Annotated in this window: 15 protein-coding genes; 7 read left to right on the top strand and 8 right to left on the bottom strand. The window is 57.4% G+C overall.

What is annotated here, in order from left to right; all coding sequences use genetic code 11:
- The first annotated feature begins 5 nt into the window (after positions 1 to 5).
- Positions 6 to 353: an HNH nuclease YajD gene (gene yajD, locus FS690_RS11900; protein WP_065647414.1), complete on the top strand. Its 348-nt coding sequence runs from the start codon at positions 6 to 8 to the stop codon at positions 351 to 353.
- Positions 354 to 617: 264 nt separating this feature from the next.
- On the opposite strand, the gene cspA is transcribed toward yajD, so the two are convergent.
- On the bottom strand, positions 618 to 830 hold the full coding sequence (gene cspA / locus FS690_RS11895) for an RNA chaperone/antiterminator CspA (protein ID WP_071668354.1): 213 nt from the start codon (positions 828 to 830) through the stop codon (positions 618 to 620).
- 608 nt (positions 831 to 1,438) lie between these two features.
- On the opposite strand from cspA, the gene FS690_RS11890 reads away from it, so the two are divergent.
- The 5 genes from FS690_RS11890 (at position 1,439) to FS690_RS11870 (ending at position 10,302) form a co-directional block, all read left to right on the top strand.
- A complete protein-coding gene (locus tag FS690_RS11890) occupies positions 1,439 to 2,992 on the top strand; it encodes an aspartate aminotransferase family protein (protein WP_094111612.1) in 1,554 nt (517 codons plus the stop codon).
- A gap of 10 nt (positions 2,993 to 3,002) precedes the next feature.
- Positions 3,003 to 4,295, top strand: a complete 1,293-nt coding sequence (locus FS690_RS11885; protein WP_145339666.1) for a lysine N(6)-hydroxylase/L-ornithine N(5)-oxygenase family protein — start codon at positions 3,003 to 3,005, stop codon at positions 4,293 to 4,295.
- 1 nt (position 4,296) lies between these two features.
- The gene (locus tag FS690_RS11880) at positions 4,297 to 6,651 is read left to right on the top strand and encodes a GNAT family N-acetyltransferase (protein ID WP_145339665.1); all 2,355 of its coding nucleotides are present in this window, start codon (positions 4,297 to 4,299) and stop codon (positions 6,649 to 6,651) included.
- Positions 6,652 to 6,735: 84 nt separating this feature from the next.
- Complete coding sequence (locus FS690_RS11875) at positions 6,736 to 7,971, top strand: MFS transporter (protein ID WP_145339664.1); 1,236 nt, start codon at positions 6,736 to 6,738, stop codon at positions 7,969 to 7,971.
- Positions 7,972 to 8,184: 213 nt separating this feature from the next.
- Positions 8,185 to 10,302 (top strand): TonB-dependent siderophore receptor, encoded by a 2,118-nt coding sequence (locus tag FS690_RS11870; protein WP_040113511.1) that lies wholly within the window; start codon positions 8,185 to 8,187, stop codon positions 10,300 to 10,302.
- 97 nt (positions 10,303 to 10,399) lie between these two features.
- On the opposite strand, the gene FS690_RS11865 is transcribed toward FS690_RS11870, so the two are convergent.
- The 3 genes from FS690_RS11865 to FS690_RS11855 all read right to left on the bottom strand — a co-directional run bounded on the left by FS690_RS11865 (position 10,400) and on the right by FS690_RS11855 (position 15,101).
- On the bottom strand, positions 10,400 to 12,325 hold the full coding sequence (locus FS690_RS11865; protein WP_108569846.1) for a methyl-accepting chemotaxis protein: 1,926 nt from the start codon (positions 12,323 to 12,325) through the stop codon (positions 10,400 to 10,402).
- A 254-nt stretch (positions 12,326 to 12,579) separates the two neighbouring features.
- Positions 12,580 to 13,974 (bottom strand): YfcC family protein, encoded by a 1,395-nt coding sequence (locus FS690_RS11860; protein ID WP_040113509.1) that lies wholly within the window; start codon positions 13,972 to 13,974, stop codon positions 12,580 to 12,582.
- Entirely contained in the window at positions 13,971 to 15,101 is a 1,131-nt protein-coding gene (locus FS690_RS11855) for a M20 family metallopeptidase (RefSeq protein ID WP_071668348.1), read from the bottom strand. The genes FS690_RS11860 and FS690_RS11855 overlap by 4 nt, the downstream gene beginning before the upstream one ends.
- 118 nt (positions 15,102 to 15,219) lie before the next feature.
- On the opposite strand from FS690_RS11855, the gene FS690_RS11850 reads away from it, so the two are divergent.
- Positions 15,220 to 16,146 (top strand): LysR family transcriptional regulator, encoded by a 927-nt coding sequence (locus tag FS690_RS11850; RefSeq protein WP_145339663.1) that lies wholly within the window; start codon positions 15,220 to 15,222, stop codon positions 16,144 to 16,146.
- 45 nt (positions 16,147 to 16,191) lie between these two features.
- Here FS690_RS11850 and mqo read toward each other — a convergent pair whose 3' ends face one another.
- From mqo to FS690_RS11830, 4 genes are all read right to left on the bottom strand, one after another.
- Positions 16,192 to 17,838: a malate dehydrogenase (quinone) gene (mqo, locus tag FS690_RS11845; RefSeq protein WP_040113506.1), complete on the bottom strand. Its 1,647-nt coding sequence runs from the start codon at positions 17,836 to 17,838 to the stop codon at positions 16,192 to 16,194.
- Between the two features lie 295 nt (positions 17,839 to 18,133).
- Positions 18,134 to 18,442: a DUF1471 domain-containing protein gene (locus FS690_RS11840; protein WP_040113505.1), complete on the bottom strand. Its 309-nt coding sequence runs from the start codon at positions 18,440 to 18,442 to the stop codon at positions 18,134 to 18,136.
- A gap of 226 nt (positions 18,443 to 18,668) precedes the next feature.
- Positions 18,669 to 20,537: a low affinity potassium transporter Kup gene (kup, locus tag FS690_RS11835; protein WP_145339662.1), complete on the bottom strand. Its 1,869-nt coding sequence runs from the start codon at positions 20,535 to 20,537 to the stop codon at positions 18,669 to 18,671.
- Between the two features lie 267 nt (positions 20,538 to 20,804).
- On the bottom strand, positions 20,805 to 26,864 hold the full coding sequence (locus FS690_RS11830) for an autotransporter outer membrane beta-barrel domain-containing protein (RefSeq protein WP_145339661.1): 6,060 nt from the start codon (positions 26,862 to 26,864) through the stop codon (positions 20,805 to 20,807).
- Positions 26,865 to 26,940: the final 76 nt, after the last annotated feature.

Genomic DNA, 26,940 nt, shown 5'->3' with positions numbered 1-26,940 from the left:
CATTAATGGCAGTTATTCCGAAAAACTACTCGCGGCTGGAGAGCGGCTACCGTGAGAAAGCACTTAAAATTTATCCGTGGGTGTGCGGGCGCTGTGCGCGGGAGTTCGTTTACTCAAACCTGCGCGAGCTGACGGTACACCATATCGATCACGATCATACCAACAATCCGGAAGATGGCAGCAACTGGGAGCTGCTTTGTCTCTACTGCCACGATCATGAACATTCAAAATATACCGAAGCCGATCAGTACGGTACGCGAGTGGTGGCGGGAGAGGATGCGCAGGATGAAGTGGGTGCCGCGACATATAACCCGTTTGCCGATCTGAAATCGCTTATCAGCAAGAAGAAGTAGCAGCGCTGCCACACACATTTACAGGTCAGTAAAATGAGACGGCGGGAAACCTGTGTTATAGTGCGTTTGCGTACTTTTCTAAGTCGCGAATTTCACTGGCGCTTGTGCCAACCCGATACGCCCAGCCGGGTGTCGGGCTCTTTTTAGCCCGGTTACGCGCGCACAAAAAAACCCGCACAAGGCGGGTTTTTTTATCAGCAGCATTTAACTGCTCAGACTACTGTCTTCATCGCTATCGTAAGCGCTGCCGATCGTCAGCGCAGCTTACAGTGCGGTAACGTTAGCAGCAGCTGGACCTTTAGCACCATTCTCGATGGTGAAAGAGACCTTCTGGCCTTCGTCCAGGGTTTTGAAGCTGTCACTCTGGATTGCAGAGAAGTGTACGAACACGTCTTTGCTGCCATCTTCAGGAGTGATAAAGCCGAAACCTTTATCTGCGTTGAACCATTTTACTAAACCAGTCATTTTGTTAGACATAGATACTTCCTTAATTGATGAGCCATAAACTATGGCGATGGTGGCCTGTATCAGAGCGTTACTTATTGGGCACTTAGGAGGAGGCTCATGAAGAAGGGGTATCTGTGGATAACACTTGAACTGAGGACTGCTTTACTAAAACTGCTTCATAAGGTCTGTATTCCAAACCGATGACGCTATTAAGCCACACCTGTTCCGGTTTAGCAACACTTATATTACATCCTCTTTAATGCCTCCGCCAGATAAGCCCTGCACCACGTTTTACCTCCCGGTCATCATCCGGGAGGCGGAAAACCACATAGTGAAAGAGGTATTTTTATACGCCTCAAACGGAATTGTGACAAAGATCACAAATTCATCCTTCAGAAATGCTGATGGAAAATTTACTGAAATCACCCTATTGAATGATAATAATTATCATTTATAATCGCATTCAAATTTTAAGGCAGATTAATACAGGTGTGTGCACATATGCCGTTTGATGGCATATGTTTATGATATTAATGATTTATTGGTTTTTTATATTTTTGCAGAAGCAACAGAGCCTATGACACCTGTTGTCTTATTTGTCAGCAGGATTTAAAGATTTTTAGTAACAGGAAAGGATTATGTTTACACGTTCATCTGCGCAATCATTACCAATCGTAACCTCTGAGCCGCAGTCAGGCGCGCCGGAGAGCTGGCTTTTTAACGATCGTCAGCTTGATGCCTGGGCCGGACAGACGCAGGAGGTGCTTAAGCTACTGACCCAGACGGTGCAGGGCGTAGAAAAGCCGTTTAGCGGTATTCTGCCGCACGAGCTGGCAAACGAGTTCCGCAGTGTGGATCTTAATTCTCCACTGGGCAATAACGAAGCTGCACTGGCCGAGCTGTCTCAGCTCTATCTGCGCGATGCGGTCTGGTTTCACCATCCTAAATATGTTGCGCATCTGAATTGCCCGGTCGTCCTGCCGTCGCTGATGGCAGAGCAGGTGATGGCCGCCGTCAACAGTTCTGTCGATACCTGGGATCAGAGTGCCGGCGGTACGCTAATTGAGCAAAAAGTTATCGACTGGACGCTGGAGCGTATCGGCCTGCCCGCCGCTGCGGACGGTATTTTCACCAGTGGTGGTACGCAGTCAAACCTGATGGCAATGCTGCTGGCTCGCGACAGCTGGTGCGAGGCGCATCATCCGGGGCATCTGATCAAATATCGCGGCCTGCCTGAAACCGCCGGTAAGTGGCGCGTATTCACGTCTAAATTGAGTCATTTCAGTATCCAGAAATCGATGGCGATCCTCGGCCTGGGCTACGATGCCGTTGTGCCGGTTGACCATGATGCCGATTACCGTATGGATGCGGGTATGCTGGAGCACGAAATCCAGCGCTGCCGCGAAGAGGGGCTGATCCCGATTGCGGTGGTAGCAACCAGCGGCACCACCGATTTTGGCAGCATCGATCCGCTGGAAAAGATCGCCGCGCTGTGTCAGCGCAATGGATTATGGATGCACGTTGATGCCGCCTATGGCTGTGGTCTGCTGGTTTCAGAACAGCACCGCCAGCGTCTGCGCGGTATTGAACAGGCAGACTCAGTCACCGTTGATTACCACAAATCGTTCTTCCAGACGGTAAGCTGCGGGGCGTTCTTTGTACGTAACAAAGACCATCTGAAACATGTTACGCACCATGCTGACTACCTCAATCCACTGAGCGCGCAGCAGGAAGGGACGCCAAACCTGGTCAACAAAAGTATTCAGACCACGCGTCGCTTTGATGCACTGAAGATGTGGCTGACGCTGCGCGTCATGGGCCCGGCCGCGCTGGGTGAAGCGTTTGACTCGCTGATTGACCTTGCACAGCGTGCGCATCAGCTGCTGCGCGCGCATCCGGCAATCGAGGTGCTGCACGCACCAGAACTCACCACGCAAATCTTCCGCTTTGTGCCGCGCCAGTCGCTCAGCGGCCCGCAGCTCGACGATATCAACGCTGCGATCCGTAAAGCGCTGTTCCGTTCCGGCAATGCAATTGTGGCAGGCACGAAAGTCGACGGCCGGCAGTATCTGAAATTCACCCTGTTAAATCCTGCCACCACCGCGGCAGATCTGGAAGAGGTGATTAACCTGGTTGCGCATTACGGGCGCGAACAGCTGCGCACGACCGCGCTCCACGCGGCAAATCAGTGAGAACTCTGTTATGAATAACACCGTTTACGATTTTATAGGCATCGGTATCGGCCCGTTCAACCTTGGACTGGCCTGTCTCAGCGAACCGGTAGAGGGACTCAACGGCGTATTTCTCGATCAGAATGCGGGTTTTGACTGGCACACCGGCATGATGCTGGAAAGCGCACACCTGCAGACGCCATTTATGGCCGACCTGGTGACGCTGGCTGACCCCACCAGCCCTTACAGCCTGCTGAATTACATGAAAGAGAAAGGAAAACTCTACTCATTCTACATCCGGGAAGATTTTTTCCTGATGCGTAAAGAGTATAACCAGTATTGCCAGTGGGCCTGCGAGCGCCTCAGTAACCTGCGCTGGAACCGTCACGTTGAGTACGTAAGTTATGATGCGGAGCGGGCGGTTTATCGCGTTCAGGCGGTGAATAGTCAGAGCGGCGCGACCGAAGAGTGGCTGACGCGCCACCTGATCCTCGGCACCGGTCCGGTGGCCTGGCTCCCGGAGTGCAGTCAGCCGCATCGTCAGCGTATTACGCACTCCAGCGACTATCTGAAAAACAAAGCAGAGCTGCAGCAGAAGCGGTCTGTCACCGTGCTGGGCAGCGGTCAGAGCGCGGCTGAAATTTACTATGACCTGCTCAGCGATATCGACCGGTTTGACTATCAGCTGAACTGGATCACCCGTGCGCCGCGCTTCTATCCGCTGGAGTACACCAAGCTGACGCTGGAGATGACCTCACCGGAGTGGGTGGACTATTTTCATGCGCTGCCGCCGGCGAAGCGCGACCGGCTGAATGCAGACCACAAGAATCTCTATAAAGGTATCAACAGCAGCCTGATCAACGATATTTATGATCTGATGTACGTCAAACAGCTCGACGGCCCGCTCGACGTCAATCTCTTCACACACTCAGCGCTGACCGATCTGCGCTGGCTGCCGGCAGGGGAGTTTGAACTCTCGCTCTGGCAGCAGGAGCAGGAGTGCGCCTTTACCCGTCGTACCGAAGGGCTGGTGATGGCAACCGGCTATCACTACCGTCCGCCGATGTTTATCGAAGGCATCAGTCAGCGGCTGCGCTGGGACGAGCAGGGGCGCTACGATGTGCAGCGTAATTACAGCATCGATCATCACAACCAAATCTTTGTGCAAAACGCAGAGCTGCATACGCACGGTTTTGTGACGCCGGATCTCGGCATGGCCTGCTATCGCAACTCCGTTATTTTACGCGAAGTTACCGGACGCGAAGTTTATCCGGTAGAGCGGCAGATCGCGTTTCAGACTTTCCCGGCACAGACGGAGCGCTGACATGAGCACAGAGATGATTTACCGCGTTCAGCGACCGGCAGGCACCTTTAGCCTGCGCCCGATGCAGGCCGCCGATGCCGCACTGATCCACAGCTGGGTAACGCGCGACTACGCCCGCTTCTGGGGCATGCAGAACGACACCCTGGAGCAGGTCGCCGCTTTTTATCACGGGCTGACCGCAAATAATCCCCACGCCGCCCTGATTGGCTGCTGTGAAGGGCAGCCGGTGTTTCTGATGGAGTGCTACCGCGCCAGCGAGGATGAAATCGGACGGTTCTATCCGGCCGCGCCCGATGATTACGGGATGCATATTCTGATTGCGCCCGCCAGCACACCCATTCCGCAGTTCAGCTGGCAGGTCTTTACCGTTGCCATGGGATACCTGTTCAGTCTGCCGCAGGTCGGACGCGTGGTGGTGGAGCCTGACGTACGCAATGAGAAAATTCACCGGCTGAATAAACGGGCCGGCTTTCGCTATCAGCACACGCTCGATCTCGGGCATAAAACCGCCTGGCTGGCGTTTTGCCAGCGGGAAGATTATCAACAGGCTCTGGAGCAGGATATTTTGACCATGAACACACCCTCTGCGCTGCTGACAGGATCCCACCTTACGGGCGATAACTGGGCACAGGCAAACCGGATGCTGATCCGCAAAGCGATAAGCGAGTTTGCCCACGAAAAGCTGGTTACGCCCGTTGAAAACGGCGCAGGCTGCTATACGCTGGCCGTACCGGGCGGCGAAGCACATTATCAGTTCCGCGCAGAACGTCTGGCGCTGGACCACTGGAATATTGACGCCGCGTCACTGCTGAAGCAGGAAAATGGCCGGCCGCTGACGCTGGATGCGCTGCAGTTTATCGTGGAGTTTAATCAGCAAATCGGCATTCCGCAGGCGCTGCTGGCAACCTATATGGAAGAGATCAGCAGCACGCTCAGCAGCAGCGTCTATAAGCTGCAGAAGCAGAATCCGGATGCGCAGGCTCTGGTGCACGCTGATTTCCAGACCATTGAGGCGGCAATGACCGAGGGGCACCCCTGTTTTGTCGCCAATAATGGCCGCATTGGTTTTGACGCCCGCGATTATCTCGCTTTTGCGCCAGAGGCCGCCGCACCGGTCCAGCTTATCTGGGTTGCGGTACATCAGCGCAACGCCCATTTTTCCAGTCTGAGTACGCTGAGTTATGAGCAGCTGATGCGTGATGAGCTGGGCGCGGAGACTCTGGCGCGGTTTACAGAGCAGCTGAGCGCGCGCGGGCTGAATGCGGATGAGTATATCCTGATGCCGGTGCATCCGTGGCAGTGGCAAAACAAACTGCTGACGGTATTCGCGGCCGATATTGCTCAGCAGGATATCGTCTGGCTCGGCGAGGGCGACGATCGCTATCAGGCGCAGCAATCGATCCGCACCTTCTTTAACCGCAGTCAGCCCGCGAAGCGCTACGTCAAAACCGCGCTTTCGGTGCTTAACATGGGCTTTATGCGCGGTCTCTCACCCTATTATATGGCGACCACGCCCGCGATTAACGAGTGGCTGGAACAGCTGGTCAGCAGGGATGCGTGGCTGCAGCGCTGTGATTTCCGTATTTTGCGGGAGGTTGCGGCGGTGGGCTATCACAACCGTTACTACGAACAGGCCATCAGCGGCGATTCCGCCTATAAAAAGATGTTTGCTGCGCTGTGGCGGGATAATCCGGCAGCCCGCCTGCAGCCGGGTCAGCGTCTGATGACGATGGCCGCACTCCTGCATGTTGATCGCCACCAGCAGGCGCTGTTACCAGCGCTGATCGCTGACTCAGGCCTGCCGGCAAAAGAGTGGGTGGCGCGCTATCTGAACTGCTATCTCAGCCCGCTGCTGCACTGCTTCTACCAGCACGATTTAGTGTTTATGCCCCACGGCGAAAACCTGATCGTGCTGCTGGAGAACAATGTGCCGGTCAGCGCCTACATGAAAGATATTGGTGAAGAGATTGCCGTCATGGATCCGGACGCGCAGCTGCCGGAAAAAGTGAGCCGACTGGCAGTGGATGTGCCGGACGATCTCAAGTTACTGTCGATTTTTACCGACGTATTCGACTGCATTTTCCGCTTTATCAGCGCCATTCTGCACGACGCCGGTACGCTGTCGCAGGATCAGTTCTGGCAGGCGGTAGCGCAGTGCGTGAAAGAGTATCAGCAGGCGCATCCGCAGCTGGCAGCTAAATTTGCACGCTTTGATATGTTTACCCCGGCGTTTACCCGCTCCTGCCTTAACCGGCTGCAGCTGGCGAATAATCAGCAGATGATTAACCTCACCGACCCGGCGGAAAATCTCAAGTTTGCCGGTACGCTGGATAACCCGATTGCCCGCTGGCGCTGATAAGGCGTTCGCTGGCTGACATCTGTGACGCGGTTGCTCCGGCAACCGCGTTTTTTATCATTCTGCAACGGGTAAGGATCGATAATGGCCCTGTATGAACCGGTGTCGCAGCTCACGCGCCGCCGCATAATTTTTCCGCTCTCGCTGGTACTGTTTGAATTCGCCACCTATATCGCGCATGACATGATCCAGCCCGGCATGCTGCTGGTCACTGAGGAGTTTGGTGCCGGACCTGAGTGGGTTTCCGCTTCGCTAACCGCCTATCTGATCGGCGGTATGATGCTGCAGTGGCTGCTGGGGCCGCTTTCCGATCGCATCGGGCGGCGTCCGGTGCTGCTTAGCGGCGTCGCTTTTTTTATGCTGACCTGCATTGCCACTCACTGGGTGCAGAGCATTGAGCAGTTCGTACTGCTGCGCTTTCTGCAGGGAGTCAGCCTGTGCTTTATCGGCTCCGTAGGCTACGCCGCTATTCAGGAGGCGTTCAGTGAAGCGCTGAGCGTGAAGATCATGGCGCTGATGGCAAACGTCGCGCTGCTGGCTCCGCTGGCCGGGCCGCTGGCCGGGGCCGCTTTTCTGACTATCAGCGACTGGCGCACCCTGTTCTGGCTCTTCGGCGGCGTGACGGCGCTGGCCCTGCTGGGCCTGTGGTGCACTATGCCGGAAACCGCAGGGGATCGTACGCGCTCGATCTCACCCGGCGCGCTGGGCAGGGGTTACTGGCAGCTGCTGCGCGATCGCCAGGTTATGCGCGGCTCGCTGGCAATCGGCCTGGTGACCATTCCCTGCCTCGCCTGGGTAGCGCTGTCGCCGGTTATTCTGATGCACGATGCCGGCCTGAGCCGTATGGAGTATGCGTTGCTGCAGCTGCCGGTGTTTCTGGCGATGATCGCCGGTAACCTGACGCTGGGGCGCCTCAGCAGCCGGCTGTCGATCCAGCGACCGCTGCAGCTGGGAGCCTGGCCGGTGGTAGCCGGTCTTGCGCTGGCGGCAGTCGCGACCATAGCCGATCGGCACAGCTATCTGTGGCTGACCGCCGGCCTCAGCCTTTACGGTTTTGGCACCGGACTGGTTAATGCCGGACTCTATCGTATGACGCTTTTTTCCAGCCAGGCGGGCAAGGGCAGCGTGGCAGCGATGGTGGGTATGGTAACAATTCTGATTTTTGCACTCGGCATTGAAGCGGCAAAATACGCCTATTTCAGCTTTTACAGTACCGGCTTTAGCCTGATTAATCTGGCCTGCGGATTGCTCTGGCTGGGGCTGATCCGCGCATTTCTGCGTGAAAACCGGCGGCGGCAGCCCGCGCTGCAGCAGGCCTGACGCATTTATCTAAAGCGAGCTGCGGCTCGCTTTTCAGCCATTCCCCCACTTTTTAACCGGTTTCCGGCAGAAAATTTAACTGCAGACACATCTTGAAATGCCACTATCAAAAAGATAATAATTCTCATTAATATTAGCATTACCATTGCCTCTGGCATCCATCGGCTCTCCGGCTGCACCGGAGAGAACTGCGTGTTTTTAAGGGAATTAACCATGCGAGTGCCTTTTACTCTGAAGCGTTCTGTTCTGTTCTGCTCCGTCGCATTATCTGCATCACCGCTGCTGTATGCAGCTGAGACTCTGGTTGTCACCGCGCAGCCGGCTGAAACGGCTACGACTCCCACCACCGGCTATACGGCGAAAACCAGCCAGGGCGCGACTAAAACCGATCGCCCGCTGATCACTACCGGTCAGGCCGTTTCAGTGGTGACGCGTCAGCAGATGGAAGATCAGGGCGCGATGAGCGTAAATCAGGCGCTGAATTATACCGCAGGCGCCTTTACAAACTTCGCCGGTGCGGCGTCGCGTTACGATACGGTATCACTGCGCGGTTTCCACGGTGGCGATGTCGACAATGTCTTCCTGGATGGCCTGCGACTGATGAGCGATCCCGGCAGCTATAACGTGCTGCAGGTTGATCCCTGGTTCCTGGAGCGTATCGATGTGATTAAAGGTCCTTCATCTGCGCTTTATGGTCAGACGGTGCCGGGCGGGCTGGTGATGGAGACGTCAAAACGTCCGCAGTTCCGGCAGGAAGGGCATTTCCGTCTCTCGGCGGGTAACAACAACACCACTTCAGCCGCCTTTGACTACACCGATGCGCTGAACGATCAGCTGGCGTTCCGCCTGACCGGTATTACCCGCAACAGCGACACCCAGTACGAACACACGCGGGAGGAGAAATATGCGATTTCACCCTCGCTGCTCTGGCAGCCGTCGGAAGATACCTCGCTGCTGCTGCGCGCCTATCTGCAGAAAGATCCCTCAGGCGGCTACCACAGCGCGGTACCGGGTGAGGGCAGCATCACCGAACACAACGGCTATAAGCTGAGCAATGGCTTCTACGACGGCCAGAGCTCACTCGACCAGTTCAAACGCCGCGAGCAGATCTACAGCGCCGAATTTGCGCACCGCTTTAATGACACCTGGGCGTTCCGCTCTAATGCCAGCTACTCTCACTCAAACGTCGATCTTGATCAGGTGTATCAAATCGGCTGGACAGGGAACAGTTCAGATCTGCTGAACCGCTACTACTCCGGCTCGCGCTCATCGCTGAAAGCGTACGCGATCGATAATCAGCTGGAAGCAGATTTCGCCACTGGCGCAGTAGACCATAAAGTGGTGCTGGGCGCGGAATACCATCAGTATAAAAACGACCTGCATGACGCAAGCGGCAACGCCAGTCAGCTGAATGCGCGGACCGGGGCCTCCGTGGGTGCCAACGACGTGTATACCTTCGAGCGCTCGCAGCGCTACTACTATCAGACCGGCGTCTACCTGCAGGATGAGATGGTCTGGGATAAGTGGCATCTTGACCTGTCGGGCCGCTATGACCGCATTGTGTCGCAGACTGAGAACTACGATCAGGCGACCAAAAACCGGCGTCAGGATGACCACGTGGGCGGTCGTGCCGCGCTGCTTTATGCGTTTGACAACGGTGTCTCACCTTATGTGAGTTACAGCCAGGCTATTACGCCGCAGTCGCTCTCGGGCCAGAACGGCAACCTGCTGAAACCCACTACCGCAGAGCAGTATGAAGCGGGCGTGAAATATCAGCCGCCGGGGACCTCCGATCTCTACACCGCAGCGGTGTACGATCTTACGCAGAAAGATGTCGGCAACCGTATTGTGCAGGGTTCTTATTTTGTGCCTGCCGGTAAAGTGCATTCACAGGGGCTGGAGCTGGAGGCGCATACCCAGCTGACGCCGCGTCTCAGCACCATCGCTAACTACACGCTCAGCCACGTGCGTTATAAAGATTCAGTGGATGGCAACGATGGCCACACGCCTTATGTCACCCCCAACTCTATGGCTTCGCTCTGGAGCAAATATCAGTTTGACTACGGTCTGAGCGTGGGCGCCGGCGTGCGTTACATCGGCAAACAGTGGGCTGATAATGAAAATACCCGCCGCCTGCCTTCAGCTACTCTGTTTGACGCGTCGGTCCGCGCCGATCTCGGCGCCTGGAACAGCCAGCTGAAAGGGGCTTATGTACAGGTTAATGCCAATAACCTCACCGACCGGGAATATGTCGCCGCCTGCTACGGCACGGGCTACTGCTACTGGGGCGCTGAGCGCTCAATTGTTGCGACCGTGGGTTACGATTTCTGATCGGATAATAGGTGGCCGGCGTACAGCCTGACGCCGGCAAACATACAGCCCGTAAGCTGGTTTATCCGCTTACGGGCTTTTTTCTGGTCGGCGCAGGTTAAAAGCTTTCCCAGCTGGCGTCCGCTGTGGACACAGGCCGGGGTTTAGCCGGCGACGGCGTCAGCACGGGCTTCGGAGCAACCCGGGCGGCATTTTCCTGTTCCGCGGAAAGACGGAAGATGGCCACGGTTTTCTCCAGTTCAATCGCCTGCGACTCCAGCGAGCTTGCTGCGGCAGAAGACTCCTCAACGAGAGCCGCATTCTGCTGGGTGGTGGTATCCATCTCCGACATCGCCTGCGCAATCTGCGAGATGCCCCGGTTCTGTTCATCAGAGGCGGCGGCAATCTCACCCATAATGTCGCGCACCTGCGTCACCGACTGCACAATATCATTCATTGTCGTACCGGCACGATCCACCAGCGCTGAGCCGTCGCTGACGCGATCCAGTGATTCGCGGATCAGCGTCTCAATCTCTTTTGCCGCCACAGAGCTGCGCTGCGCCAGGTTTCTGACTTCGCCCGCTACCACGGCAAAACCGCGTCCCTGTTCTCCGGCCCGCGCCGCTTCAACCGCTGCGTTCAGCGCCAGGATATTGGTCTGGAACGAGATACTGTTGATGACATTGATGATTTCACCAATTTTACCGGAGCTCTGACTGATACCGCTCATGGTAGCGATCACGTCGCGAACAATCTCGCCGCCGCGGCCAGCATTGCCGGAGGCGTCGGCCGCCAGCTGGCTGGCGTGATGCGCATTCTCAGCGTTCTGCTTCACCGTAGAGGTCAGCTGTTCCATACTCGCGGCGGTCTGCACCACGGCAGCACTCTGCTGCTCGGTGCGGGAAGAGAGATCGGTATTGCCGGCGGCAATCTCTGCGGAGGCGCGCGCCACGCTGCTGACGCCGCTGCGCACGTTAGCGATAATCGTCTGCAGGCTATGGTTCATGCTGTCAACCGCCTGCATCAGCTCTCCCAGCTCATCGCCACGGGTGGTTTTCAGCGACGTGGTCAGATCGCCTGCGGCAATGCGCTGCGCCGCGCTGAGCGTTTCACGCAGCGGGTGCGTAATGCTGCGCGTAATGCGCCAGGCAATCAGCAGGCTCAGCACCACGCAGATCGCGGCGGCGATAGCGATGCGCCACTCAGCGCCTTTGATAAACGAGGCAGAAAGCTGCGACTGATAGCTGAACATATCTGCCACGCCCGCATTCAGCCGCTCCGCCGCGCCCGTCAGGATGATGGATTCACTTTTCTCGCTGTTAAAAGCGTTCAGGTAGGGCGCCAGGGCGGGGCGCTGCTGATTGACCGCGGCCAGCACGGCCTGCGTTGCGGTAGTGATATCCCCCTGATTAAAACTGTCGAGCAGTTCGGTCAGGGTGGTGATGGTGATAAATTTATCCGCTATGGCGTCTCTGCTGGTTTCGCCGGGATTTTTCAGGAAGTTCTCTTCAATATTAGCGGTATCGTAGAGGGTCGCCGTAAGCTGCATAACCGGCGGCGCGGTCTCTGGCGTCAGGCCGCGATTCAGCGACTCCAGCTGATGTGCCAGCTTAATCAGCGCGGCAGGCGTAATTGCACTGAAGGCCGCGGTGGTTTCTTTAGCGGCGGCAATAAATTTTTCGCGCTGATCCTGATAGCTGTGCATCAGTTCACCCAGCTGGTTCACTTTCTGCAGCCCCTCTGCGTTCCAGCTAAAGCTTTCCAGACGCTGATAAAGCGCGGTAAATTCTTTCAGCGCCTCAACGTTCCGCACGGCAAACTGCTCATCTTTCGTGTACTGATACAGAGTGCGATTCAGCCGTGCTTTACTGAGCGTATTCACCATCTCAACCGTCACGGTGCGCCGGGCTGAGTTATCTTTAATGCTGCGAAAACAATCAAATGCGATAACAGTGATTGCCAGTGAGGCGGCTATCACAATAATAAAACCGGCTCCCAGTTTCTTTCCGATTTTAATATTTGAGAGGGAGTGAGCAAGGCCCATAAAATTCACCTTTAGTGAGATAATGAAATGCAGGTCAGAGGGAGGCGGAACGCGTGCTCTGCCGTCAATTTACTATCGTCACGGCTCACAGAAGCTTGATATCTATTTTTAACGTTCGTCTTTTTATAAATAAATAAATGATGATCCAGAACAATATGGCGTCGGGGAAAACAGGATCGCGCTAAATAAGCGGATCCCCGCCACCGGATACGGCAGCGCCTGGTATCAGGCGGCGCTGCCTGAAAAGCGTCGGGTCAGAATGGCCCCCAGTTGATAGCGACCCCTGTCAGCAGCATCACCACACAGATCACAAACCAGATTGCGATGACCGGGGCAACAAAGCGCAGCCACTGACCGAATGAAACGCCTGCCGTGGCGAGCACCGCCATCAGCACGCCGGACGTCGGGCTCATACAGTTGACGATCCCTTCACCCAGCAGTACCGACTGCACCATCACCTGACGCGTCAGGCCAAGGTTATCGCCCAGCGGTGAGAAAATAGGGATCAGAAGCGCCGATTCTCCCGAGCCGGATGAGATACCAAAGTGGATCAGTGCGGCGCTGATAAACATGCCAATCGTTGCCAGCCAGGCGGGCACCGGCTCCAGCAGATCGGAAAGAAATCCGACGATCGGGTCGAGGACATTGCCCTGCTGCAGCACGAGTGAAATGGCAGCGGCCATCCCCACGATAAACGCCCCTTTGACCAGCGTGGCGCAGCCTGCCAGGAAGGTGTTGGCAATGTCCGATCCTGAGAGACGGCCCATCAGTCCGACGATAATAGTCAGCAGAATAAACATCGCTGACATCTCACGGGTGCCCCAGTGATAGCGCACCGTACCGGCAATAAAGAGCAGCAGCGCCAGCGCCGTGGTCGCCAGAATCAGCTTATGTCGTCCGGTTACCGGAGCAATACTCTCCGCAGCGGCAGACATAGCGGGCCGGCACTCACCGTTTTTACGCGCACGGCGCACGGCGTGGATCAGATAAAGCGCGGCGCTGACCACAAACAGCAGGCAGGTCAGGGCGCGCAGCAGCATGCCGGAGAACAGCGGCAGCTGCGCCAGATGCTGCGTCAGCCCGGTGGTGGCCGGATTCAGGATCGCGACGTTATATCCGGCGGCGCAGGTCAGATAGACCAGCGAGGCCCCAAGCATAGGGGAGAGTCCGAGTGAGCGCCCCACCAGCAGTCCGATCGGCACAAAGGCGACCACCGCATTGACGACCACGCCGGTGGTGCCGAGCAGCGAGAAAATCACGGCGAAAATAATGATGATGCGCGTATCACTTAGCGTGCTGCTGCGCGACAGCGCCTGCAGAGCCGTCGCTATCGCCCCGGTTTTCTCGATTACCGCCAGTACGCCTCCGGTAAACAGGATCAGAAAGATAATGGGGGCCTGTTTAACCATGCCCGCAGCGATCGCCATAAAGATCTCCAGCGGCAGCACACCGCTCTGCGGCACCGCATGCAGACTCTCTTTGACGGCAAACTTAATGCCGTCGCGCGTCTCATAATCGTAGACGCCCGCCGGTATAATCCAGGTCGCCACGGCGGCCAGCGCCAGAATAATAAACAGCAGCAGGTAGGGGCTGAGGCCCTCCCGCTGGCGCACAGCCCTGTCCGGTTTTTCCAGCGATATCTGTGTCATGGCGTCTCTCCGCTCAGCAGGCCAGCCAGCAGCGCCGTACGCTGCACCACCTCCGCAACAATAATATGCTCATGCCGCGCGTGAATACCGGCACCGGTGGCGCCCAGCCCATCCAGCGTGGGCAGCCCGAGTGCGGCGGTAAAGTTGCCGTCGCTGCCGCCGCCCACGGAGGCGCCTTCCAGCGTCAGGCCCAGCTGACGACCGATGTGCGCCGCGCGGGCAAACAGTGCGCGTGATGCCGCGCTCTGGCGCATGGGCGGGCGCCCCTGTTCACCGCTGATATGCAGGGTCACGCGCGGGTCATGCGGCTGGAGCTGCATAATTGCCGCGTGCAGGCGGGCCGCCTCCTCTTCAGAGGTGACGCGCGTATCCACTTCCAGACGCGCGCGATCCGCCACCACGTTCGCCCGGCTGCCGCCGCTGGCAACGCCGACGTTGACCGTAGTGCCACGTTCGGGCGCGTTGAGCGCGTGCAGCGCCAGAATCTGCTGCGCCATCTCCTGCACCGCGCTGGCACCTTCTTCCGGATTGTTGCCGGCGTGCGCCGCCAGGCCGGTCAGCGTAAGGTCATAGCGGCCGGTGCCTTTGCGGGCGACCTTCAGCGCGCCGCTGCCCGCTACCGCTGGCTCGACAACAAATACCTGGGCGGAGCCTCGGGCGTGGGTTTCAATCCACTGCTGCGAACCGGGGCTGCCCAGCTCCTCATCACTGTTGCAGAGAAACACCACATTTTGCCAGCCTGGCAGATCAAGCTGCTGCAGTGCGCGTACTGCCCAGATCGCCTGCACCAGGCCCGCTTTCATATCGAGAATGCCGGGGCCGTACAGGCGTCCCTCTTCTTCACGCAGCGTAAGCTCGCCTTTATTCCAGACGGTATCGAAATGGCCAATAATGGTGCTCTGCGGCGTTTGTCCGCCCAGCGAAAATTTCAGGTTATTACCATAGTGCTGCTGCGGTGTTATTTCCGCACGCACGTTAAGACGCTGCTGAAATAGCTGCTGCAGCACTTCACCGCAGGCGTCAACGGCAGATTTGTCATCAGAGGGAGATTCAGCCGCCACCAGCGTTTTTATGTCCGCCAGAATATCTGCGGCATGCTGTTCCAGATAAAGAGTAATCGCTTTCATTTTATAGTTTTCCTGTCTGTCGGGTTTGCACAGGCAGTATGCGCAGAAAAAACACGGTAGAAAAATAAGCTGCGCTGGCTATTATTGTTGCTCTCAGATCAACAGATAAGCGGAAAGTATGACATTATCCAGCTATCCCGAAAAATCGATAAGCTACCTGTATGAGGTCGGAATGCACGGCGGGATCCGCCGCGCTGCAGATGCGCTGGGCGTCAATGCTTCCGCCATCAGCCGCCAGCTGGCGCAGCTGGAGCGCGCGCTGCAGCTGCCGCTGCTGGAACGACGCGGCAGAAATGTGGTCCTGACCGATGCGGGTAAACTGCTGGCAGAGGATTATGCGCTGACCAGTCAGCGCCGCCGTCAGCTGGAGCGGCAGCTGCAGGATATGCGCCATATGCGCGGCGGCAGCGTTACGCTGCGCGTGGGCCAGGGGATGGCAGACGAAGTGATCCGTCACGTTATTGCCGAGTTCTCTCAGGCTTACCCGGCGGTTTTTGTGAATATTCAGTCGGGAGATATGCAGACCACGCTGAGGCTGCTGGCAAAAGGTGAGGTGGATATGGCGGTGAGTTTTGGCCCCTCCGGCCCGCCCGGACTCCGCTGTAACAGCTTCAGGCGCGGTCCGATCTGTGCGGTCGTGCCCCCCTCACATCCGCTGGCCGCGCTGGATAAAGTTACGCTGTCACAGCTGGCTGAGCACCGGCTCATCGGCATGGATGAGCAGTTTGGTCTCCAGCGCTATCTGAATGCCATGTTCAGGAGTGAAGGACTCATCTTTACGCCCGCCTGTAGCTGTAACCTGTTTACCAGCGCCGTTTCTCTGGCGCTGGCCGGGCAGGGCGTGGCGTTTATGACGCCGCAGACGCTGAGAAGCATTCACGATTGCGATCGGCTGGTCGCGATACCGCTCGATCACCGCATTGCGCGCGAGAGTCAGTGTCAGCTGCTGCACAGCGCCGATCACCGCATGACGCCCGCTGCGCACTATCTCTGGCGACTGCTCAACAGCTATTTTGCGCGCTCCGCTAACGGATTACCGGCATAAAAAAAGCCGGACAGTGTCCGGCTCGGGATTCAGGGCTGGTCGCGATTAGAGCGCCATATCCTGTTTAGCAGATTCTTCGCGCGGCTTAGCCTGCATCGGCGCGGCCTGCTGCTCGCTCATATTGATGACAGGTGGTTTGGTCAGCTGCAGTACAGACGCGGTGTTATCCCACACCTGCTGCGTCAGCGCGGTATTGCCATTCAGTTTCTGGCCAAAGCTCGGCACGATAGTACGGATTTTTTCCTGCCACTCCGGTGAAGCAAACTGCTGCGGGAACAGCGATTTCATTACGTTCAGAGTGATAGGCGCAGCGGTTGAAGCACCCGGTGACGCGCCCAGCAGGGCCGCCACGGTTTTCTGCTGATCGGTGACAATTTCTGTACCGAGTTTCAGCACGCCGCCTTTGTCCGCATCTTTCTTGATGATCTGTACGCGCTGACCCGCCTGGATCAGTTTCCAGTCCTCTTTACGCGCGTTCGGATAGTACTCTTTCAGCGCGGCAAAGCGGTCGTCATCGTTCAGCATTACCTGACCAATCAGATATTTCACCAGGTCAAAGTTATCGATACCCACGTGGGTCATCGGCATAACGTTGCTGGTGGTGGTCGCGCTCAGCAGATCGAACAGCGAACCATTTTTCAGGTATTTGGTTGAGAAGGTGGCGAACGGCCCGAACAGCACCACTTTTTTACCGTCGAGGTTACGCGCATCGATATGCGGAACCGACATCGGCGGTGCACCTACGGAAGCCTGACCATACACTTTCTGCAGGTGACGGCTGGTGATCTCCGGGTTTTCGGTCATCAGGAATGAGCCGCCTACCGGGAAACCGCCGTAATTATCCGCTTCCGGAATGCCGGTTTTCTGCAGCAGCTTGATGGCCGCGCCGCCGGCACCGATAAAGACATACTTCGCATCAACGCTGCGATCTTTACCGCTCTTCACATCTTTAATCGTGACGTGCCAGGAGTTATCACCGTTACGTTTGAAATCGGTCACTTCAGACGACGTTTCCAGCGTGAAGTTCTGATCTTTTTTCAGGCTGCCGATCAGCTGACGGGTAATTTCACCGTAGTTGACGTCAGTACCGACCGGTGTCCAGGTCGCAGCAACTTTCTGTGCCGGATCGCGGCCTTCCATCACCAGCGGTGCCCACTGCTCAATCTGCTTGTGATCGGTTGAGAACTTCATGCCCTGGAACAGGGTGGTTTTCTGCAGCGCGGCGTAACGTTTAGTCAGATACTCAACGTTCTTATCACCCCAGACAAAGCTCATGTGCGGCGTAGAGTTGATGAACGAACGCGGATCGTGCAGCACACCGCGCTCAACCTGGCTGGTCAGGAACTGGCGGGTGATCATGAATGATTCGTTGATCTCCAGCGCTTTGCTAACGTCGATTGAACCGTCTGCACGCTCTGGCGTGTAGTTCAGCTCCATGTTAGCAGAGTGACCGGTACCGGCATTGTTCCAGCCATTGGACGACTCCATCGCCACGCCGTCGAGACGCTCAACCATCAGCTGTTTCCAGCCCGGTTGCAGCTCCTGCAGCCAGGTGCCCAGAGAGGCACTCATGATCCCGCCGCCAATCAGCAGCACGTCGGTTTTTTCTGGTGCGTTCTCAGCGTGAACCGCTGAAGAAACAAGCAGTGCGGTCAGCGAAAGCGCGGACACAATTTTTTTGGTCTGATTCATGCCAGTCCTGTTCTTTATTCAATGCAGATGAACGTTAAAAATTCGGATGGCAAATTAAAATATTGTTACGGAAAGATTAACCTGTTTTTAGTTATTTAACTATTTACGCGGATTAATTAAGTTACATAATTATATTCAGGTTAAATAAGCAGCAAATAAGGCGGGAGAGGCGATGTCAATATCAGCAGGATAACCGCTTCTGTTGCGCGGTTATTCTTTATAACCACAGGCTGAACTTAAAGCAAATAAAAGTGCGGATAATTGCGCCCGCCGGTTATTCAGCAGGCGCAGAGCGTTAGCCGTTTAGCGCAATCTCATCACCGGTGTGATAGAGCGTCGCTTTCGCCGCCAGCACCGGGTGCCCGTCATGCGCCGGCTCATGCGACTCCACATCACTGATATGATATCCCGCCGCCCCGGCGGCCAGCGTCTTTTTAACCACCGCATCGGTCAGATCTTCCATTGAGGTTGCCCAGCTCACGCTGGTCACGCTGGTGGGGCGCAGCGAAGCGATCTGCTGTGGCGTCAGATCGGCACGCACCAGCACCGGCTGAATATCCTGCGGGGTAAAAATAGAGATAACATCATTGATTAACGCTTTCATAGGCCTGCTCCTGAGAGAATTGCACGGTATGGGTTCGTTATGCATTTTTCTGCCCGGCTTAAAAAGCGCGGGCGACAGAGTGACTAAACACTCTGCCGCGCCGTCTGGTTTAGCTTTAATTGCTAATAAGTTGTTAAGAAAAATTCTGCCACAACTTTGTCACTCTTACAGCAACCTGGTTGCATCTGCTTACAGGTTTATGCTGTGTTTTGGTGCACTTACCCGATCAAAACTCGCGCTGACCACCCAGTTCAATGACGCGGTTGGGCGGGATATGAAACTGTTCATGAGCGCGCAGCGCATTGCGCTGGCAAAAGTGAAAAATGCCGCCGCGCAGGCGCGCCAGACCACGACGCTGTTTCATCACCAGCGTGTCGTGGGAAGTAAAGAAAGACGCTTCATTGACCGAGCAGCCAAAGCCCTCCAGCCCGCACAGGTGCAGGATCTCAGCCATCGACGGCGTTTCACGCCAGCCATAGGCGGCAGTGACCTGCCAGAAGGAGGCGGAAAGCGGCGTCAGCGTTATACGCTGCTGGTTATGCACGCGCGGCGTGTCGACGGTGCGGATATGCAGCAGCACGACGCGACGGTGCAGCACGCGGTTATGTTTAAGGTTGTGCAGCAGCGCCTGCGGGATCTCAAACTCTTTACGCGCCAGAAACACGGCGGTGCCCTCCACGCGGCTGGGCGGGCTTTTTTCCAGCGAGCTGACCAGCGCCAGCAGGCTGGCCTGACTGCTGTCGAGACGCCGGATCAGCCGGTTGCGCTCGCTGCTCCAGATAAGCATCAGCGCCATCATGGTCAGCGCCAGCAGCACCGGGATCCAGCCGCCTGACAGCAGCTTCATCAGGTTTGCGATAAACAGCGGCACGTCGATGCACAGCATCATCAGCAGGAACAGCCCCGCCAGCGGCAGCGGCCAGCGCCAGTTGCGTTGCGCCACCACGCCTGCCAGCCCGGCGGTGATCACCATCGTTCCGGTTACGACAATGCCGTAAGCAGAGGAGAGCGCCGACGACTCACGGAAGGTTATTACTACCAGCATCACTGCGGTAAACAGCAGCCAGTTCACTACCGGAATATAGATCTGACCTGACTCGGTATGCGACGTGAAGATAACGCGCATCGGCGGCAGAAAACCCTGCCGTATCGCCTGATGCGTCAGCGTATAGACGCCCGAAATCACCGCCTGCGCGGCGATAACCGTTGCCAGCGTAGAGAGCACGATCAGCGGGATCTGCCCCCACGCCGGTGCCAGCAGATAAAAGGGATTACTGATCGCGGCGCTGTTCGCCATCACCAGTGCGCCCTGACCAAAATAGTTAAGCACCAGCGCCGGCATAGCGATAACCAGCCAGGCAAGGCGGATAGGGGTTTTACCCAGATGCCCCATGTCAGCATAGAGCGCCTCGGCACCGGTAACGGCCAGCACCACCATGCCGAGCGCCGCCAGCGACAGCGCAGAGTGGCTCAGCAAAAAGTCGAGCGCATAGTGCGGACTCAGCGCCTGAAGCACCTGCGGGTTAAGCAAAATGCCGCGTACGCCGAGCAGCGCAATGGCGGCAAACCAGACAAACATTACCGGCCCGAATATGCGGCTGACCTTTTCAGTGCCCTGGCGCTGAATGACAAACAGCAGCGTCAGAATAACCAGCGCCAGCGGGACCACAATCCGCTCCAGCGCCGGTGAAACCACTTCAATACCTTCAATGGCGGAGAGCACCGAAATCGCCGGGGTGATCACCCCGTCACCATAAAAGAACGCGCCGCCGATGAGACCGGCCAGCATCACAGCGTGCCCCGCTTTGCTGCTGACGCCGCGTCGCGCCAGCGCCATCAGCGTCAGGATGCCTCCCTCTCCGTCATCATCCGCGCGCATGACGAAACAGACATACTTCAGGGTAACAATCAGCGTCAGCGCCCAGAAGATGAGCGATAAAAAGCCCATGACGGCAGCCGGTGTCACGCTGCCGTCGGGCAGAATCGACAGGCACTCTTTCAGGGTATAAAGCGGGCTGGTCCCGATATCACCAAAGACGATACCGGCAGCAGCCAGCATGCCGGCAGGCAGCGAGGCTTTGTGCGGGTGTTTCATGAATTTCCTGCTCAGGTTAACAGAGAGGCGCGGTCTCTTCAGCGCCGGAGTTATAGCGGCGAAGATAGCGGTTTTCGGCGCAGGCAGGGAGAGGGTGGCGAATATTTACACACCATTTTTACGCCGGGAGCGCAAATTTTTACGCGTTTTTTATATCGCTGCGCGTTTAACAGCCAGATAAACAGCGTGCTGACTCAGTCAGCCTGGAGAGCAGGTACAGGGAGAGACGGGACGACCTGTCGGGAGCGTCCTGTGTCTCCGGCCGGTTCAGAACTGCCAGCGTACGCCAGCATTGTAGCGCCATCCTTTGGCACCGTTCCCGTCGAGCGCTTTACGGTAATCCGCTTCGGCATAGAGCGAAACGTCATTGCGCAGCGTCACCGTGCCGCCCGCGCCCGCTTCCCACATCTGACCAAAACGCCCGCTGGTAAACGTCGCGCCCAGCGCCGGATTATCTGCAGCAGCGACCGATGTCCGCGCCGCGCCGCCCCAGCCTTTGTAATAATTTGCCCGCAGCCAGGGCGTATACTGGCGCTGATGCTCATCACTCCAGGTGCGATCGAGGCGTGCGCCCAGCCGGCCAATCGTCTGGTCATAATCGCCGTAGCGCACTTTGCTGCCATCCTTGTCGGCAAAATCATTCATGTTTAGCTGCATATAGAGCAGCTGCGCCTGCGGTTCCAGCTGATAGCCGTCACCCAGAGCAAACGGATAGCCGCTCTCCAGTGAAGCGGTCCAGCCGTCTCCTTTCAGCTTAGCCACCTGTTTTTGCCGCGCGATGTTGGTGTCACCACGATGCCGGTCAAATGACAACACCCCATCCAGATAAAAGCCGTTATCACGTTGCCAGGTGCTGTAGAGCGCCAGGCTGTCGCTGTTAAAGGTGGTGCTGCTGTAGCCATCCGCTGCCTTCGGGCGCAGGCGCGTATTGCCGCGCGTATACGCTATACCGCCGCGCAGGGAGTCGCTATCGCCATCAAGCCGCAGCAGATTGCCACCGAGCTGGACTGCGCTGTAATCGAGATCAAAATCGTATCCGTAATTGCGGAAGCTGCGATCGCTCTGGTATTTCAGGTCAGAACCAATGTAGCGGAGAAACATCTCGCCGCCGTTGTCGTCAGCGCGCCGCTCTCCGTGGCGCAGCTCACCCAGACGTTTATGCAGGTCATCAACAATGGCAGCGGTATAATAAGCCAGCCCCACGGGCGCTGAAACATAAGAGGGCACCTGTGGTACCACGGCCGGACGCGCGTCATAAGTTTGTTCGCTACCAAAGGCATCGGTAATCAGCGCAGGCTGGCAGCTGCTGCTGTTCTCGCAAATGAGATAGTTTGCCAGGCGATAATCCCAGTAGCGGTTCCCGCTGCCGCTGACCAGGCGCTGCGCCGGATCGCTGCTGCCCGGTGCGAAAGTGTATAAACGATACTGCCACGGTCCGGCCCCAAGATAGCCGTCCGCCAGCGCAAAGCTGCCGGCAGCCGCGTTACCACCTACCTGCGCCAGCGAAATACCTTCATTGCCTTCCACGCCACCGTTGCGATTGAGATCGGTCAGCGCACCGCTGCTGGCTGCGTCCGGCTGCACATTCAGCAGCGTGGTACCGCTGGCGTTGCCGGTCACGTTAATGCGATCGGTAAATTGATTGCCAGGCGCTCCCCCTTCGTTCAGTCGGGTGATCAGGTTGGCCTGACCGCCCGCCGACACCAGCGAGCCGTTGATGTCCAGCGTATTGCCCGGTGAACCGGCACCGTTGGTGAGGTCCAGCGTACCGCTGTTATTAACCACCAGCGAGCTGGCCGTACCGCCAGCCAGCAGCGGATGTACATTATTACCCGCGTACAAGGTGGATGCCCTGTCAATGTTGATGGTGCTGCGTGCCAGCTGCAGATTATCGGTCAGAGTCCAGCGCGCATCCGCAAAGTTAATGGTGCTCCAGCCGGTGCCGAGATTGACGCCCTTGCTGCGATCGTCGGCGCTAAAGCTGCCGCCACGCCCGTCAATCTGGCTGAATGTGAGACTGTTGCCGGCTCCGCTGCCGCTGGTGAGATGGTAAGTGGTGCTGAGGCTGACGCCGCTGACGCTGGCCTGATTGTTGTTACCATCGCCCATTGTCAGGCTGCCGTTGAGCGAGCCGCCGCTCCAGCGAAAGGTGTCAGATCCGCCGCCGGGATTGATATCGCCGCGCACTTCGCCTTCGGTCAGCAAAATAACGTCATCGGCATTGCTGCCAGCCACCGCCTGAGTTTGCGGCGTGGCGGTAATAATCGTGCCGAAGTTTTCGAACACCGTCTTACCACCGCGTAAATCCACAACCGGTGCACTCAGGCTGGCGGAGCGGAGCGTTCCGGTGTTCACAATGGTGCCAGCCGTACTGGAGATCAGCGCCGATCCGCCTGCGGCATTATTAATGTTCACGCTGGCAGCGGTGAAAATATCACCGGTGGTATTGGCCCGAATCCCGCTACCGCCTGCGCCGGTGACGTTGAACACGTAGCCCGAACCCAGCGTCAGATCGCCACGCGTCGTGCTGCCGTCGGCATTCGCAATGTTCAGACCGTTGCCGTTGCCGCTGACGTTTGCCGTGACGGTGGAAGCGGGATCAAACGCCACGCCGGTACGAATGCCGTTGCCGTTGCTGACGTTAAGCGTCAGGTTGCTGAGCGTGACATTACTGAGTTCTGCCCGGTTCTCTATGCCGTTGCCGCTGCCGGAGACATTGATGCTGGCATCGCGGGCGCTGAGCGCGGCGGCCCCCTCGTCCAGTAAAATGCCGTGGGCAGTACCGCGCGCGGTAATTGCGGTATTACGACCGGTCAGCGCCAGGCTGGCCCCCTCGCTGATACGCACACCGGCTACGCCGTTTTCAACAGTGATGATGCCACCCTGCGCGAGCGTACTGCCGCGACCGGCAACATCCAGCCCGGTGCCGCGGGTGATTGTGACCACACCGTTATTGGTTAAGGTACTGCCGGCACGGGAGCGGATGCCGATACTGTTATTTCCGCTCAGACTAAGCGTACCATTGTTGATCAGGGTAGCGCCATTGGTGATATCGAAACCCGTGGCACCAACGCCGGCACCGCGGATACTGGCGTTGCTGGTAACCCGCGTTGCGGCAGCGCTGCCATCCAGCGCATTACTGAGGTCGCTGCGCAGCGTATTCGCCAGTACGCCAACGGCATTCTCGCCGCTCAGGTTAAGCGTGCTGCTGCGGTCCAGCGTGGCTGTCGCGCCTCCCTCGATGCGAACCGCCGTACTGCCTGCGCCGCTGGCGGTAAAGCTGGCGTTCGTGCTGTTTAGCGTGCTGCCATTGCCGGAAACAATGACGCCGGTGGCGTTTGCTGCACTGGCGTTGAGCGTACTCGCGGCGGTGAAACCGAGCGCTGCCCCCTCGTCAATGCGGTAGCCGGTGGAGCCCGCAGTCGTGATGTCCAGCGCACGCGTTGCCGAAGTGATACGAGAGCCGCTACCCGCTGCGTGGTAAGCGATCTGATTGCTGTTGTTAAAGATCGGCGTTGATCCCGCGGCGATATTAACCTGTGCACCGCTGAGCGCTTCAGCACCCATTGCACCGACACCATTCAGGGTAAGCGTGCCGGCATCAAGCGTGGCTACGGCCAGTGCGCCGCTGGCCGTCACGCCGCGCGTGCGATTACGTACGCTGCCGCCATTGACATCAATGTTACCGCTATTGCTGGCGGTGGTAGCAAACGTGCTGCCCGCACTATTAACCACGATGCCGCTGCCGCCTCCGCTGATACTGATATTGCCGCTGTTGCTGCCGCTGGCACCGCTCTCCACGCGCATCCCGGTGGTGCTGGCGCCACTGAAGATGATATTGCCGCTGTTGGTAAGCCGGGCGCGATTACGCGCCAGATAGCCGGTAATAGCGTCCTGCGCCGAATCAAGCTCTGCCGCTGAAATAAGTCGCGTATCGGCAACCGGAGCGCGGCTGCTGGCACCGGTCAGCGTATGTTTTTGTCCGTCGGCGATCGCCCCGATGGCATTGCTGCCGGTGAGATTAATAGTGGTTGCAGCATCAATATTGCCCAGCGCACCGCCTTCAATATTTACGCCCGTCGCACCGATCCCGCTGACGTTCAGCGTGGCGTTACGGGTGTTAACCGTGGTGCCGTCAGCACCGGTGCCGTTGATCGCCACGCCTCCCGCGCCGGAGGCAGTCAGCGTGGTATCTGAACCATCAAATTCGGCACCCTGTTCGATACGAAACAGCGTGGAGTTACGGGTGGTGACGTCAAAAGCATTGTTATCCGCTACGTTAATCAGCGCATTCGGACCATAGGCAAAGAAGCCGATTTGCTGACTGCCGGTACTGAAAGCCGGGATCGCATCCTCGGTAACATTCACGGTGGCATTACCGCGTGCGTGTACGCCAATTGCACCGTTGCCTGTCAGATTGATGCGCCCATCCACATTAGCCTGTGCTGTGCCGCTACCCTGTCCCTCTACCCAGACGCCAAAGTTGCGTGTGCCGCTGGCGGGATCGGCACCGCCTGCCACGTTGATCGTACCGGTGGAACTCGCTGCCGCCGTACTGCCATTGCCAGCCAGTACTTTGAGGCCGGTGCCGTTAACACCGTTGAGATTGATAGTGCCGCGATTCTCCAGTGTACCGCTGCTGTTACTGACCAGCATGCCGGTGTTTTCGCGCGGCACGCGCGCCGCACTGCCGTTAACATCAATAGTGCCGCTGTTGATGAGCGTGGCGTTGTTCGCACTGCTGACGGACATGCCGGCCGCATTCTGCACGCGGGAACCCAGTACGATGCTGCCTTCACTGATCGCGCTGCCATTCGCCAGCAGGGCAATACCGCTGGTCAGACCGCTCTGATTCATCGCGGTTTCCGCCACGCTATCGCTCAGGCTGTTTTGCGGACCGCGTCCGATGTAAATGGTGCCCGCGCTGTTATTAGTAAAGCGGCTGCTATCGGCCGTGAGCAGAACGCCAGAGGTGGTGCCGCGTGCGGCCGAGCCATTAACGCCAACGTTAATATTCCCGCTGTTACTCGCCTGCGCGCTGGAATCCAGCCGGATACCAGCGACGCCATTGGCAAGATTGCTGCCGGTGGTGCCGAGGTTCAGCACGCCATTATTGGTAAAGCTGCCGTTGTTTTGTACCGTAACCGCCGTCGCGTTGCTGCTGGCCGCGCCCACACCGGTGCCGTCAATCCGGTTGAGAAAGCCGCCGTTGATCACCCCGCTGCTGCTATTAGTTGCGCTGGCATCATCCAGCGAGAGTGCCGTACCCCGGCTGGCCAGCTTGCCATCGATGGTGGCGCTGGCACCGGATGCAACCCGCACGGCACCGCCGTTCGCGCCGACCGCCTCAAGCGTTTTATCTGCGGCAACAGTAATCTGTGAACCGGCACCCTCAGCATTGATCACGATACGGTTACCCAGGGGCTGTGTGATCTCATCCGGCGGCGTGGCGCTGACGCTGTAAACAATTTGTTCATCAGTGAGGGTGACGGCTTTATTAAATTCGCTGAGGTAACTGGCCGTGGCGAGATTGCCGTTTTGCAGCTGACTCACCAGCCAGTTGTTATAGCGCTGCAGCTGACTGGCATTGGTCACGTTAAAAGAGGTGCGCCTGCCATCCAGCGTTTGTACGCTGAAGCTGCCGTGGTAAGTGGCGAGGTTTTGCACGCTCAGACTGTCAGTTGCGCCACTTCCGGCTACATCTGCTGCTGAACCGGTGAAGGTGATACGGTTATTGCTGTTCCAGTTAATCACCCCGCCATTACTGGCCTGAAACAGCGTGGTGTTTTTTGCCGCCATGCTCCAGGCATTGGTACTGGCACTGCTGCTGGCATTGCTCTGCCCGATAGCGACATCCAGCGAGCTTCCGCTGCCGGTTACATCCGCTACGCGCGCGTTAATATACTGATTGTTATTCACGTTTTGCAGGTCTGGCACCACGGTGGTGCTGCTAACCGGTGCCAGTGCTACCAGACTGGCTGAATCGAAAACCTGAAAGGTCGTATTGCCGCCTGTGGTGAGATCCGGCACGGTAATAGCAAAATTTTGCGGGCCGGTATCAAGTCTCGCCCCATCGATAAATCCGGCGCCAGAGACGATGCTGACCTGCCCGAGCGTCGTATTTGTTGCGCCATCAATGCCTGTTTCAAATGCCTGATTGCCGGTCAGGGTTTGGCTGCCGCTGGTGACAATCAGCGCGCCGTTTTGTTGATCGTTATCGCGGGGATTGTAGGGGCCAAGAGCGGCAGCCTGGCTGGCAAATGGGACGCAGAGCGCGGTCTGTACTGCCACTATTCCTAACGCAATGGGATTCAGGGTGAATCTCATACATCCTCCGGTAAACGATTTTTCAGCAACATGATGAATTCACCGCGCTAAAAGAGCGGACAGCACGAAGCGCATA

Origin of the sequence: Pantoea sp. PSNIH1, from assembly GCF_007680655.1 — a bacterium.
Taxonomy (GTDB): Bacteria; Pseudomonadota; Gammaproteobacteria; order Enterobacterales; family Enterobacteriaceae; genus Pantoea; species Pantoea eucrina.
This window is presented reverse-complemented; position numbering and strand designations above follow the sequence as displayed.